The 13,591-nt window shown below is 39.1% G+C and carries 11 protein-coding genes; 2 read left to right on the forward strand and 9 right to left on the reverse strand.

Features of this window, described 5'->3' with window-relative positions; all coding sequences use genetic code 11:
- Positions 1-315 precede the first annotated feature (315 nt).
- Complete coding sequence (secDF, locus tag LDL79_RS11665) at positions 316-3,330, forward strand: protein translocase subunit SecDF (protein ID WP_225597795.1); 3,015 nt, start codon at positions 316-318, stop codon at positions 3,328-3,330.
- A 122-nt stretch (positions 3,331-3,452) separates the two neighbouring features.
- Here secDF and LDL79_RS11670 read toward each other — a convergent pair whose 3' ends face one another.
- The 9 genes from LDL79_RS11670 to LDL79_RS11710 form a co-directional block, all read right to left on the reverse strand.
- Complete coding sequence (locus LDL79_RS11670; protein WP_225597796.1) at positions 3,453-4,370, reverse strand: glutaminase; 918 nt, start codon at positions 4,368-4,370, stop codon at positions 3,453-3,455.
- Positions 4,367-5,044: a hypothetical protein gene (locus LDL79_RS11675; protein WP_225597797.1), complete on the reverse strand. Its 678-nt coding sequence runs from the start codon at positions 5,042-5,044 to the stop codon at positions 4,367-4,369. The genes LDL79_RS11670 and LDL79_RS11675 overlap by 4 nt, the downstream gene beginning before the upstream one ends.
- 5 nt (positions 5,045-5,049) lie before the next feature.
- Positions 5,050-5,535: a DUF192 domain-containing protein gene (locus LDL79_RS11680; RefSeq protein ID WP_167596305.1), complete on the reverse strand. Its 486-nt coding sequence runs from the start codon at positions 5,533-5,535 to the stop codon at positions 5,050-5,052.
- Positions 5,536-5,537: 2 nt separating this feature from the next.
- Positions 5,538-6,476, reverse strand: a complete 939-nt coding sequence (gene lgt, locus LDL79_RS11685; RefSeq protein WP_225597798.1) for a prolipoprotein diacylglyceryl transferase — start codon at positions 6,474-6,476, stop codon at positions 5,538-5,540.
- A gap of 48 nt (positions 6,477-6,524) precedes the next feature.
- A complete protein-coding gene (gene yidD / locus LDL79_RS11690; RefSeq protein ID WP_225597799.1) occupies positions 6,525-6,788 on the reverse strand; it encodes a membrane protein insertion efficiency factor YidD in 264 nt (87 codons plus the stop codon).
- Between the two features lie 11 nt (positions 6,789-6,799).
- Positions 6,800-8,287, reverse strand: coding sequence for a cysteine--tRNA ligase (cysS, locus tag LDL79_RS11695; RefSeq protein ID WP_225597800.1), 1,488 nt, complete (start codon positions 8,285-8,287; stop codon positions 6,800-6,802).
- A gap of 73 nt (positions 8,288-8,360) precedes the next feature.
- Positions 8,361-9,041, reverse strand: a complete 681-nt coding sequence (folE, locus tag LDL79_RS11700; RefSeq protein ID WP_370174935.1) for a GTP cyclohydrolase I FolE — start codon at positions 9,039-9,041, stop codon at positions 8,361-8,363.
- A 209-nt stretch (positions 9,042-9,250) separates the two neighbouring features.
- On the reverse strand, positions 9,251-10,750 hold the full coding sequence (locus LDL79_RS11705; protein WP_225597801.1) for an OmpP1/FadL family transporter: 1,500 nt from the start codon (positions 10,748-10,750) through the stop codon (positions 9,251-9,253).
- 24 nt (positions 10,751-10,774) lie between these two features.
- Entirely contained in the window at positions 10,775-11,974 is a 1,200-nt protein-coding gene (locus tag LDL79_RS11710) for a hypothetical protein (RefSeq protein WP_225597802.1), read from the reverse strand.
- A gap of 106 nt (positions 11,975-12,080) precedes the next feature.
- On the opposite strand from LDL79_RS11710, the gene proS reads away from it, so the two are divergent.
- Positions 12,081-13,553 carry a proline--tRNA ligase gene (gene proS / locus LDL79_RS11715; protein WP_225597803.1) on the forward strand — a complete coding sequence of 491 codons (1,473 nt, stop codon included), beginning with the start codon at positions 12,081-12,083 and terminating at the stop codon, positions 13,551-13,553.
- The last annotated feature ends 38 nt before the right edge of the window (positions 13,554-13,591 follow it).

A 13,591-nucleotide genomic window follows, 5' to 3' on the forward strand; every position in this document is an offset into this window, starting at 1 on the left:
TCCTACGCTATTCTGTATTAGATCAATAGGGTTTAAGTAGTAGCGTTTTATCATTCCGAAGAAAGCTTTAAAAAAGGCTTTGTTGCTATGGTGAAGCTGATCTGTTATAACGGTTATTCTGTTTAATTTCAGTTTGTTAAAGCTGCTTTGTTTAGGATGAATTTTACGCTTAATGCACTATAAAGCAGTGTTTTAAAAGGTTAAAGAAATCAAAAAGATATTTATTGGCATTTCTATGTTGAAACCCTATATTTGCACGTTTTACAAAATCGCCTGAAAAAGGTTTGGGAAGAATTAAATAAATATTAAAGAGTAATGCAAAATAAAGGACTCATTAGAGTATTTGCGATTTTATTTGGGTTGGTGTGTTTATACCAGCTTTCGTTTACGTATTTCACTAATCAGACAGAAGAAAAAGCTTCGGCCTATGCGGCAGAACAAGTTGATACTACCGTTGAAGATTATGTAGATAAAAGAGGCGAAGTTGAGCGTCGCTATTTAGATTCTATAGGGAATGATCCTATCGCTTTAGGAATCACCTATAATGACGCTAAAGAAAAAGAACTTAATAAAGGTCTGGATCTTAAAGGAGGTATGAATGCGATCCTTGAAATTTCTGTTGCAGATATTTTAAGAGGATTAAGCAATAACAGTACAGATCCTGCTTTTAATCAAGCCTTAGATCAAGCTGCAGAAACTCAAAAAAATAGCCAGAATAGCTTCTTAGAAGATTTCTTTGATGCTTTTGAAGCAATTCCGGGAGATAATAAATTAGCTTCTCCAGATATTTTTGCAAACACTACCTTAGGAGAGAAGGTAAACTTCAATATGAGTAATGACGAGGTAGAACCTATTCTTGCTCAAGAAGTAGAAGAGTCTATCAATTCTGCGTTTGAAGTATTGCGTAATCGTATCGATAAATTTGGTGTTACTCAACCTAACATTCAGCGTTTAGACAATCAATCACGCATATTGATTGAACTTCCCGGAGCCACCGATATCGAGCGTGTTAAGTTTCAATTAGAAAGTACAGCGCAATTAGAGTTTTACAAAACACACTATGCCTCTAATGTTGCTCCTTACTTATTGCAAGTAAATGCAGAATTAAAAGAGCTTGTTGCTCCTGCAGAGGAGGAAGAGGCCGTTGCGGAAGTAGATTCTACCGAAAGTACAGACGATTCTATCGAAGATCTTTTAGCAAGTGAAGAAGATTCTATTAGTCCTGCACAAGCTAACAATCCACTTTTTGAAGTGTTCAGTTTTAACCCGGCTATTCAGCAATATGCTCAAGCGCCGATCATAGGTTATGCTCAGGTAAAAGATACCGCAACAATTAATCGCTATTTCTCAATGCCTGAAATCGTGCGTTTGCGTCCACAAGAATTGCGTTTTGCAAAATTCAGATGGGGAATTAACGAAGCAGAAACTGATGTGGTCCCACTTTATGCATTACAGTCAGACCGAAGCGGCGCTCCGGCAATGGATGGTGATGTGGTTCAGGATTCACGTCAACAATATACTCAAGCAGGTCAACCTTCTGTAGGTATTGATTTTGAAGGTCAAGGTCCTGGACAGTGGGCAAAATTAACAGGAGAAGTTGCAACAGAAGGTAATGCAATTGCAATTGTTCTTGACGGTACTGTGTATTCTGCAGCGACAGCTAAAGCAGAAATTTCTGGTGGTGCTACTGAAATCTCAGGAAGTTTCACAGTAACAGAAGCACAAGATTTAGCTAACGTGCTTAAAGCGGGTAAGCTGCCTGCTTCGGCTAAGATTATTTCTTATGATGTTGTTGGACCATCACTAGGTCAAGAAGCGATCAATAGTGGTTTAATGTCGTTTGTGATCGCATTAGTGCTTGTTTTGGTGTGGATGGTATTCTATTACGGTAAAGCAGGTCTTTTTGCAGACGTTGCTCTAGCAGTAAATATTTTATTCATTTTTGGAATACTTGCAGGTCTTGGAGCTGTTCTTACTTTACCTGGTATTGCCGGTATTGTATTGACGATAGGTATGTCTGTTGATGCAAACGTTCTGATCTTTGAGCGAATTAAAGAAGAGATCGCAAGAGGTAAATCACAAAAAGACGCTATAAAAGATGGTTTCAGCAATGCACTATCTTCAATTCTTGACGCGAACATTACTACCTTCTTAACCGCATTAATCTTATTCTTATTTGGTACAGGGCCAATTCAAGGTTTTGCAACTACATTAATGATAGGTATTGGTACTTCTTTATTTACCGCAATTTTTGTAACCCGTCTGTTTATTGATGGATACGGTAAAAATGGTAAATCTTTAGATTTTTGTACCGGTGCTACGCGTAACCTGTTTACTAATTTCAATAAGGATTTCCTTGCTAAGCGTAAGGTTGCTTATATCATTAGTGGTGTACTAATCATAGTAAGTTTAGTCTCTTTATTTACTAACGGTCTAGACCAAGGTGTTGACTTTGTTGGAGGGCGTAATTATACCATTCGTTTTGAAAATCCGGTAAACGCTACTGAAGTAGAACAAAAATTGATCGCTGAATTAGAAAGTGCGCAAGCAAAAACTTATGGTGAAGCAAACCAATTGAAAGTTACTACGAAGTATCGTATAGAAGAAGAAGCTTCTGAAGTAGATGAAGATATCCAGCAGCGTTTATATACTGCTTTAGAGGAGTATCTTCCTGCTGATTTGACGTTAGCGCAATTTGTAAAAGGAGGTTCTTCTGATGACAAAGTGGGTATTTTAGAGTATAACAAAGTAGGACCAACTATTGCTGATGATATCAAAAAAGATTCATTCTGGGCAGTATTAGGTTCGCTAGTTGTAGTGTTCTTATATATCTTGTTACGTTTTAGAAGATGGCAATTCTCTTTGGGTGCAGTTGCGGCTGTATTCCACGATGTGTTGATCGTATTGGGAATTTTCTCTTTGACCTATCAATTCATGCCATTCAATATGGAGATCGATCAATCTTTTATCGCGGCGATCTTAACAGTAATTGGTTACTCGCTTAACGATACGGTGGTTGTTTTTGACCGTATTAGAGAGTATATGAAAGAATACGGTACTAGCCGTAAAATGGGAATTATTATCAATCAAGCTATTAACAGCACCATAAGTCGTACGTTAAATACGTCTATGACCACTTTAATTGTATTATTGGCTATATTTATCTTTGGTGGTGCGAGTATAATGGGCTTCATGTTTGCCTTGATTGTAGGTGTGCTTGTAGGTACGTATTCTTCGATCTTTATCGCTACTCCTGTAATGTTTGATACCATTCAGAAGAAAGCTTTAAAGCCGGAAAAACAAAAAGAAGAAGAGGAGCCTGTGGCTTAATTCGATTAAAGCACAAGACGCAAAAAGCTCGGTTTACGCAAGTAAATCGAGCTTTTTGCTTAGTGGTAATTTGAAGTTTTTATTGGTCGCCTTAAAGGGAAGAACTCCCCGAAATAGATTGCTTAAAAAACAGAGATTTCAGTTTTTGAGGTAAACAGCTCAAGAACTTTCATACCTAATTCTGAATTGCCTTTTTCGTTCAGAGGCGGGCTCCACACCGCGATGCTGTAATGTTTAGGGTGTAGCGCTACAATACCGCCGCCTACGCCACTTTTTCCTGGTAGCCCTACCCTGAATGCAAACTCGCCGGATTCATCATAAAAACCGCACGTAAGCATTAGAGCATTGATGCGTTTGGCGAGCATAGGTGGCACCGCAAGGGCTTGCTGACTTTGATCTTGTTTGCTGTAGTTTAAAAATATGCTGAAGGCTTGCGCGAGCTGCTGGCAACTCATTGCTATTGCGCATTGATGAAAATAAAAGTCTAATAACGCATCAACATCGTTATTGATATTTTTAAAGTCTTTCATCAAATGAGCGAGAGCGGCATTACGATATTTATGTTGCATTTCTGAAGCTGCCACACTCGTGTCGTAATCGATAGACTGATCCCCGGCAATATCGCGCACGTATTTTAGAAAATCTTCTTTTGGATTTTTGAGATGACTCATCAAAATATCAGAGACCACAAGGGCTCCCGCATTAATAAATGGATTGCGGGGAATACCTTTTTCATATTCAAGCTGAACCAGCGAATTGAAAGGATCTCCCGAAGGTTCTACGTCAACCCGATTCCATAGTTTGTTTCCTTCAAGTTTAAGCGCAAATGCCAGGCTCAATACTTTAGATATACTTTGAATCGAGAAACGTTCTTGTGAAGCTCCTAAATGATAGTGATTGCCGTTTATGCAGTTTAAATGAAGTCCGAATTTTGAAGCGTCTACCTTTCCTAACTCCGGGATGTATGTCGCTACTTTACCGGTGTTTTTGTAGTCCTTTAGATCAGACTGAATGCTTTCGAGAATCGCTTGATAATTCATTCTTCGGGGAAAAATAAATTCCAGTTTTTATTCTCTATAAGCTGAACTACTTGGGTAGAGATAGATTCGCCATTGTACACGACAGTTTGCCCATTCGGCTTAATCAAAGCGCGAGAGCCGCAAAATGCCGGGTTTCTAAAAATAATTTCTCTTAAAAGATTCTCTTTATCAGAATAGTAGTACTCTGTACCATCGCTAGGGGTGTTTTGGAGCTTTATGCCTTGCTCAAAAAAATCTAATCTAACTATGTCTGGGTAGTTTTCTTCAATACTTGCTTTGCGAGCGTCAGTAAGATTTTTCCAATGGTCTATAACCTCTTTAGTGTAGTTGTTTGTAGAGTATTGCGGACTGCATAGATCATTGGTAAAAGTATAGGAGATGAAAAAAATCGTGCTATCAGCAAACTTTTTGTTAGTCACCTTTTCTAAATACTCCTTGAGGTCATTGCGGTTTATAACGCCTTGTTGATATTGAGGTATGAGTCGAGCAACACGGCTGCTATCTTTTGTTTCATAATCCCACCTAGAATATGCAGAATCGCGATTGCGCCAGAGCTTGTCAAATTCTTTCCTTTTTATTTCTTCTCCCTCTATATCTAAATGGTATTTTATCCGCTGGGCATTGGAGGTAATGCTGAACAAAACAAAAAATAAAAAGAGAATTCTAGAAGGCATAGTTATTATTTTAAACGTTTCCAGTCTACGGTGTCTCCCACTTTTATATTCCAGAGTTTTGCGATGCCTGCATTAGTTTCTAAAACATACTGCACAGGAACTTCAGAGGGGAGGCTTGTTTCATCCATAGGTTTTGCATTTTCTATAATCGTTGCAATGGTTTTGTCTTCTTTGATGAAAAACAAGTCTAGTGGAATATAGGTATTTTTCATGTAAAAATTGTGCGGTCTTACATCCTCAAATACAAAAAGCATCGCCTGATTTTGCTCCATCGATTCCCGGTACATCAGTCCGGTCTCGGTTTCATAGTTGGTTTCGGCGATCTCAATATTAAAATACGCTTTGCTGCCGTCTTCTGTTTGTATCTGAAGTTTTCCTTCTTGCTGAAAAGTAATCTGCTCCTGAGTGATCTGTGTTTCTTCGGCTTCTTTATTTTTACACGCTAGAAGCGTAAAGCCTAAAATCCCGATGAATAAAAACTTCTGATACATAATTAATGATATTGCGGAGTTTGTTTCTGCTGAAGCGCTCTAAGAATTAAAAAGATTCCGATAAGAATAAAAGGAATGCTTAAAATCTGCCCGGTGTTGAAACCAAAGATCCAGTCTTCACGGCCTTCTACTTGTGCGCGTTTAAAGTATTCTACAATAAAACGTACCGTCCATAAAAGCACTAAGAAGAGCCCAAATAGAAAACCTTCTTTTTTGCGCAAATTGGTTTTCCAATACACGAACATTAAAATTAGGAAAACAAATACATAACCAAAAGACTCCATTAGCTGTCCAGGAAAACGATAAGGGATCTCTGCGATATAATTTGCAAATTGAGGATCATCTGTTAAGGCTTGGTAAGCTTTATGCTCATTAGGAATGCCGGTTAAGCGCTGTACTTCGTATTTGTTGTATTGATCTTGAACGAACTTAATTCCGAGGTTTGAATCGGTAATTTTCCCAACCATTTCAGAATTAAAAAAGTTACCAATACGCACAAATATGGCACCCAGAGCCACAGGAAGAATCACCCGATCCAACAGCCAAAGCACACTTTTTTTAAGGATTTTTTTGTTGTACAGATACATTGCGAAAATCATCCCTATTGCCGCACCGTGACTCGCTAAACCTTGAAAACCGGTGTATTCAATTTCCGGAACAAATCTAAAAGGTAGAATTACCGAAAGTGGATCTTCCCAAAGTAATTCGGTTTGATAAAAGAAAACGTGCCCCAGTCGCGCGCCAATTAAAATGGCTAAAACCGAATAGATAAATAATGGGTCTAATTTTTCTTCTTCAATACCTTCATTTTTGTACACTTTTTTCATCAGATACCATCCTAATGAAAAAGCGATCACAAACATTAAACTGTAATAGTGTATGGTGAAAAATCCTAAATCTAATCCGGTTGAAGGATTCCAGGTCATTTTTAAAGGGAGCATAAGCTTTGAAAATTTTGTGTTGTAAATATAGCAAAGCCCAGAGGCTTCTTAACTGTTTTTAGATTTTTTATATGCTGATTGCTTTTTAACGGGAGGTACAGGGTCATAGCCCGAACCGCCCCAAGGATTGCAACTGGCGATGCGTTTTATAGCAAGCCAACTTCCTTTAAAAATACCGTGACGTTGAATGGCTTCAACACTGTAATGGGAGCATGTAGGCTCGTATCTGCACGAGGGTGGCAAAAGAGGTGATATGAAACGCTGATACAGCCTGATAGGAAAGATGAGGGCTTTTTTAGCAAAATCTTTCATCAGAAGGGCTTTTAAGCAAATGTATACGTGGTTCCTTCGCGACCATCTTTAAGCTGTATGCCTAATTCTAAAAGTTGATCTCTGATCTGGTCGCTGGTAGCAAAATCCTTATTTGCGCGCGCTTCTTTTCTAAGTTGGATAAGCAACTCAATGGCGCCATTCAGTTTGTCTGTATTGGCTTCGGCAGCGGCGTTAATGTCTTCAAGTCCTAAAACATCAAAAACAAACGCGTGTACAGATGTTTTAAATACGTCTAGATCGCTTGAAGAAATTGTTGCCTTACCATCTTTAAGTTGGTGAATGTATTTGGCCGCTTCAAAAAGCTGCGCGATAAGAATTGGCGAATTAAAATCATCATTCATCGCGTCGTAGCACGACTGTTTCCAAGCTTCGATATCAATACTGCTCTTTGCTGAAGTAGGTAGCGAGTCAAGGAGATTTACTGCTTCCATAAGGCGGTTAAACCCTTTCTCGCTGGCAAGTAATGCGTCGTTGCTAAAATCTAGAACGCTGCGATAATGTGCTTGCATCACAAAGAAACGTGCCACACTCGGAGAAAAGCCTTTAGTCAGGAACGGACTGTCTCCGGTAAATATCTGAGCCGGAAATATGTTATTTCCATCGCTTTTAGACATTTTTTTGCCGTTAAGCGTAAGCATATTGGCGTGCAACCAGTAATTCACAGGGTTGTGGCCATGAGAAGCTTCAGATTGCGCAATTTCACATTCGTGATGCGGGAATTTTAAATCCATTCCGCCACCGTGAATGTCAAATTGTTTTCCAAGGTATTTTGTACTCATTGCAGTACACTCCAGGTGCCATCCGGGAAAACCGTCACCCCAAGGGGAAGGCCAGCGCATAATGTGTTGCGGCTCTGCTTTTTTCCACAAGGCAAAATCCTGAGCATTTTTCTTTTCGCTTTGCGCAGTTAATTCACGCGTGTTAGCGATCATATCCTCAAGATTGCGACCGCTCAACTTTCCGTAGTCATGACTTTCATTAAACTTTAGAACATCAAAATAAACAGAACCATTTTTCTCGTAAGCAAATCCATTTTCAATGATCTCTTTAATGATCTCTATTTGCTCAATAATGTGTCCCGTTGCGGTGGGTTCAATACTTGGGGGTAAACAATTAAATTTTTGTAAAATATTATGAAAGTCTATGGTGTATTGCTGCACGACTTCCATAGGTTCAATTTGCTCTAACCGAGCTTTTTTTGCGATTTTATCCTCGCCTTCATCAGCGTCATCGGTCAAGTGACCTGCATCTGTAATATTGCGTACGTAGCGCACTTTGTAGCCTAAATGCTTGAGATATCTAAAAATCATATCAAAAGACATAAAGGTGCGTACATTACCCAAGTGCACATTGCTGTAAACGGTGGGGCCGCACACATACATCCCTACATTACCCTCCAGAATAGGTGTAAACGTTTCTTTACTTCCGTTTATTGAATTGTAAACTTTAATTTCTTGCTTCTGGTATAAGGGCGCCATAAATCCTGAGTTGAAAATGCTTTATCGCTTATTTAAGTATAGTGCTTCGGTTGTTGTTAAATTAAAGTACTTCTTAAAATGGAGTTTCTAGTTTGATATAGTCTAAGAATTCGCGCTTAACAGCTTCTTCTTTAAACTTTCCGCCAAATTCACTGGTAACTGTGCTGCTTTCAATATCACGTATTCCGCGGCTGTTAACACATAGGTGTTTTGCATCTATAACGCAGGCAACATCTTCTGTGCCTAAAACTTTTTGTAATTCTTGAACGACTTGCATAGTAAGACGCTCTTGAACCTGAGGTCTTTTTGCGTAGTAATCTACCACACGATTCATTTTAGAAAGGCCCACTACCGTGCCGTTTGAAATATAAGCAACGTGCGCTCTACCTACAATAGGAAGCAGGTGATGTTCGCAAGTAGAATACACGGTGATGTTCTTTTCGACCAACATCTCGCCGTACTTATAATTATTTTGAAACGTAGAGGCTTTAGGTTTGCGCTGCGGGTTAAGTCCGCCAAAAATTTCGTTTACAAACATTTTAGCCACTCGATTAGGAGTGCCTTTAAGGCTGTCGTCTTTAAGGTCTAAACCTAAAGTTTGCATTATACGGGTAACATCTTCTTTAATGAGTTCGATTTTTTCTAAATCACTTAACTCAAAAGCATCATCTCTTAAAGGAGTAATTGCAGATGTACTGTGGTGATTATCACCTAATTCATCTATTTCTTTCAATTCTTCGTTCTCAAAATTCATTTTCATAGAGCTATTAGTCGCCACTTGGGCTAAAGGCTTGCAAAGATAGTTAATTTAACAACTTGAAAAACTTCTGTTGCTATCTGATTTAATAATGAGTTTATAGGGTCTGTCAATAAAAAAAATGCCTCTTGAATTTTACAAGAGGCATTTATAAAGTATGCTGATCATCTATCGTAGCCAAAAAGTGTATTTCTCGGCTAGATTACTTAAAGCTGAAACGACAAGGTTGCTACGATGTTGGTGTTAATGGTATCAATAAATGCGGTATTGGTAAACGCGCCGTCATACAATCTTGGGTTTTGATCTTGTTTCATCCAATCGTAGGCAAGGTCAATACGTGTGTTGCCAAAAGAATATCCTAAACCTACAGAATAACCGGTAGTGTCACCAAGCGTTGTTTCATTTTCATACGGACTTTCAATAAAACGATAACCACCTCTGAAACTCCAGCTGTTTACTAAAAACTCTCCTCCTAACTTATAAGAAGAAACGCCTTTTAGTTGATTGTCTATTTGAGTGTTCAATTGCTGAAAAAAGGCATCGTTATCCGGCTTAAATTTAATTGAGCTATAATCTTGATACGAATAATCAAAACTTAAAAATCCGCGCTTACCAAAAATGTAAGCAATACTTCCTGTAGCTTTTCCGGGAGTGACTAAATCGTAATCTTCGTAAATATTAATCACATTAGGCGCGATAACAATCTCTCCATTAGTTCCTGAAGTAGATAAAAACTGCTCAGTTTCTTCAGAAATTGTATATAGCGTAGGGGTGTCGTATGTGGCGCCAACACGCAGGCTGGGCGAAAGATGGTAAATTCCACCTATCTGTGCCGAAATTCCAGAACCATAAGCTCTATATTCATTATCAAACCTTAGGCTGTTTACGGCGTTATTTGCACTATTATTATCCTCAAATAAAGTGGTTTGCCTTGTGAAATTAAAGGTGTGCGCGTTAAGGTTTATCCCTAAAAACAGCGCTTCACTAACTTGAGCGGCCGCATTAAAGGTGAATTTGCTACTGTTCCCAAAGCTGGTATATTGGTATTCTTGGTCAAAAGAATTTCCATTTTGTGCATTGGTGTATTCGGTGTTATTCAATTCAGAGGAAACGGGATCAATAAGATATCCTTGATATCCTAGGAAGGCTTGCTGAGTACCAAAATTTTCACTTTCGCCTAAATACTGATACAAGTCATCTGTGGTTTCACCTTCTTGAAATTCTAATAGATCAAGTGGTGTTCCTTGCGCATATCCTAAAAAGTAATCACTTATAGAGTTAGAGGAGATTCCCGAAGCTACATATCCATTGTCAAAATCATTGGTGCGATCGTAATTGAATCCGAATGTTAGTTTGCGAAGACCTGCAGCACCCTGAGAGACAAAAACGCCACCAAATTGATTCAAATCTAAATCAGATTCTTCGTTTACAGTAATTCCATCATTATAATAGGTCTGGTTATCATAATTACCCGAAGATAAACTGAGCGACACAAAGCTACGATCAAAAATAGCAGAGCCGGCCGGGTTCGCGTTTATTGCAGAAAGATCACCTCCTAATGCGCCAAACGCGCCACCAACGCCGATGTATCGGGCAGTTCCGGTGATGTTTTGCGTACTATACCGTACTGCGTCTGCTACATTTTGAGCAAAAGAATATTGTGCACCTATTGCTAGGAATAGGAGTGTTAGAAATTTTTTCATCATAACAATTTAAAATGAAACTGAATATTATCCGCGACCACCACGGCCTCCGCCACGAGATGAACTTCCACCGCTACTACGGCTTCCGCCACTTGAACGAGCAGGTGAAGCACTACGCGTAGGAACTGAAGATTTTGTCATCGTACGAGAAGTTGAGCGCGTAGGTGTACTTACAGAATTCCGTGAGTACGTGCTAGAGCGTGTCGCTCTTACTGGACTGCTAGAGTTACTTCTGGTAATGGTGTTACTAGAGCTTCTTCTGGAGTTACTTCTGTAAATACTATTGCTAGAAGCGCTTCGACTTCTACTAGAAACTCTAGCTGAATTATTTGAGCTACTTCTGCTGATGCGATCGGTATTCACGCCTACATTATTTCTACTGTATGTTCTACTGGTACGAGCATAATTTACTTCTGAAGAACGTCGAGAAGCAGAGCGTGCAGAAGAACTTTGTGCAGGAATTGACCTGTTGTTTCTGTAAACATTACTAGATCTTCTAGAGTTTGAATACGCTAACCTATTGTTATTATATCTCGAGTAGTAGTTGTTTCTATAAAACAGGTTTCCATAGTAGGTGTTATAGCCATAATACCCGTAGAGGTGATGACCCCATCCGTATCCCCAACCTATGTAAGGATATCCCCAAGCACCATAGCCCCAGCCGTTGTAGGCGTAGCCAAAGTATGGGTTGCCCCAGCCTCCCCAGCCGCCATATGGTGTAGCCCAGCCTGGTCCAAAGCCGAAACCAAAATTACCCCAACCGTAGTTCCAGAAAGGTCTGTAATACCCGCCGAAACCAATGCGATTATAGAAATCAGGATAAATATTAACAGTGATATCGTCAACAACATCACCCCAACCCGGTTGAGCTTGGTAAGCTAAATCTTCATCTAGAACAGCTTGTTCTGTAGTATATTCAGCATTAGAGCTGTAGGAATCAATATCGGTAAATATATCGCCAGATTGTTGAGCCGCATCTAAATCAGCTGCACCTAGAGAAAAGTAGTTAGCATAAACACCACCATTAACAGTGGTACTGGCCACTTCTTGAGTGGGTTCTTCATATACGGTAGATCTTCCACCATAGATGCTGTCATTTATTGTATATTGAGAGGGACCGCAAGATACTAATCCTGCTAGCGCCAATAAACCTAAAACAGGTTTTAAAAATGTATTTGGAGTATTTATCAAGCCGCGCATATCATCAGTTATTTTATTGTTGAACATTGTAAATTTAACTAGTTTTGCCGTCAATTTTGTGCATTTAACAAAGATGTTGCAAAACTTTAAAAATCATTTATAAAGACACAATATTTGTGCCAAATAAGAAGTTATGGGAAAGAATTTGACCACAAGGGCAGAAGATTACTCTAAATGGTATAACGAACTGGTTGTAAAGGCTGATCTTGCTGAGAATTCAGGAGTTAGAGGTTGTATGGTTATTAAACCTTACGGTTACGCTATCTGGGAAAAAATGCAAGCTGAACTGGATAGAATGTTTAAAGAAACCGGTCACGAAAACGCCTATTTCCCACTTTTTATACCCAAATCTTACTTTAGTAAAGAAGCGAGTCACGTAGATGGTTTTGCTAAAGAATGTGCTGTAGTAACCCATTATCGTCTTAAAAATGATGAAGATGGAAGCATTATTGTGGATCCTGAGGCTAAGTTGGAAGAAGAGTTAATTGTACGTCCAACTTCAGAAACTATTATTTGGGATACTTATCGAAAATGGATTCAATCCTATAGAGACTTGCCTATTAAAGTGAACCAGTGGGCAAATGTAGTACGTTGGGAAATGCGCACGCGTCTGTTTTTACGTACTGCCGAATTTTTATGGCAAGAGGGGCATACGGCTCACGCTACACAGGATGAGGCTATCGCCGAAGCTAAACAAATGATGTGCGTATATGCAGATTTTGCAGAACACTTTATGGCAATGCCGGTAGTGCGCGGAACAAAAACCGAAAGTGAGCGTTTTGCAGGAGCATTAGAAACCTATTGTATTGAAGCGCTTATGCAAGACGGAAAAGCTTTGCAAGCGGGTACTTCGCATTTTTTAGGACAGAATTTTGCGAAAGCATTTGATGTTAAATTTGCAACTAAAGAAGGTGGTCAAGAACATGTGTGGGCCACAAGTTGGGGAGTTTCTACACGTTTAATGGGAGCTTTGGTGATGACGCATAGCGATGATCACGGGTTAGTGCTTCCGCCTAAATTAGCGCCAATACAAGTGGTGATTGTGCCTATTTATAAAGGGGAGGAGCAGTTAGATTCTATTTCTCAAGTGGCTAAGGAGCTTAAGCGTGAATTGCAACTACTAGGCATCAGCGTGAAATTTGATGATAGAGATACGCACAAACCAGGTTGGAAATTCAATGAATACGAGCAAAAAGGGGTGCCTTTAAGAATTGCTATAGGGCCACGTGATTTAGAGAAGCGTACTGTTGAATTAGCTCGAAGAGATACTTTGACTAAAGAAACAGTATCTAAAGATGATATCGTGAGTAGAGTGCAGGATTTATTGGTTGAAATGCAGCGCGCGTTGTTTGATAAAGCAAAGAATTTTAGAGATACGCATATTACCGAAGTAGATACCTACGACGAGTTTAAAGATATTCTTGAAAATAAGACTGGTTTTGTAAGTGCTTTTTGGGACGGAACCAAAGAAACTGAAGAACGAATCAAGACCGAAACTAAAGCTACAATACGTTGTATTCCATTGAATGCCAAAGAGGAAGAAGGGGTTTGTGTATATAGTGGTAAACCTTCTCAAATGCGTGTTTTATTTGCTAAAGCATATTAATTTAAAAAAAGTTTGTTTTGCTATTGTGTGATAATAAA

Origin of the sequence: Leeuwenhoekiella palythoae (assembly GCF_020310025.1) — a bacterium.
GTDB classification, from domain to species: Bacteria; Bacteroidota; Bacteroidia; order Flavobacteriales; family Flavobacteriaceae; genus Leeuwenhoekiella; species Leeuwenhoekiella palythoae.

Bases quoted from the DNA above. Each gene is read 5' to 3' on its own strand.
- LDL79_RS11710 (WP_225597802.1), bottom strand. From the start codon at position 11,974: ATGTTCAACAATAAAATAACTGATGATATGCGCGGCTTGATAAATACT.
- LDL79_RS11680 (WP_167596305.1), bottom strand. From the start codon at position 5,535: ATGTATCAGAAGTTTTTATTCATCGGGATTTTAGGCTTTACGCTTCTA.
- lgt (WP_225597798.1), bottom strand. From the start codon at position 6,476: ATGCTCCCTTTAAAAATGACCTGGAATCCTTCAACCGGATTAGATTTA.
- LDL79_RS11670 (WP_225597796.1), bottom strand. From the start codon at position 4,370: ATGAATTATCAAGCGATTCTCGAAAGCATTCAGTCTGATCTAAAGGAC.
- LDL79_RS11705 (WP_225597801.1), bottom strand. From the start codon at position 10,750: ATGATGAAAAAATTTCTAACACTCCTATTCCTAGCAATAGGTGCACAA.
- LDL79_RS11675 (WP_225597797.1), bottom strand. From the start codon at position 5,044: ATGCCTTCTAGAATTCTCTTTTTATTTTTTGTTTTGTTCAGCATTACC.
- proS (WP_225597803.1), top strand. From the start codon at position 12,081: ATGGGAAAGAATTTGACCACAAGGGCAGAAGATTACTCTAAATGGTAT.
- folE (WP_370174935.1), bottom strand. From the start codon at position 9,041: ATGAATTTTGAGAACGAAGAATTGAAAGAAATAGATGAATTAGGTGAT.
- cysS (WP_225597800.1), bottom strand. From the start codon at position 8,287: ATGGCGCCCTTATACCAGAAGCAAGAAATTAAAGTTTACAATTCAATA.
- secDF (WP_225597795.1), top strand. From the start codon at position 316: ATGCAAAATAAAGGACTCATTAGAGTATTTGCGATTTTATTTGGGTTG.
- yidD (WP_225597799.1), bottom strand. From the start codon at position 6,788: ATGAAAGATTTTGCTAAAAAAGCCCTCATCTTTCCTATCAGGCTGTAT.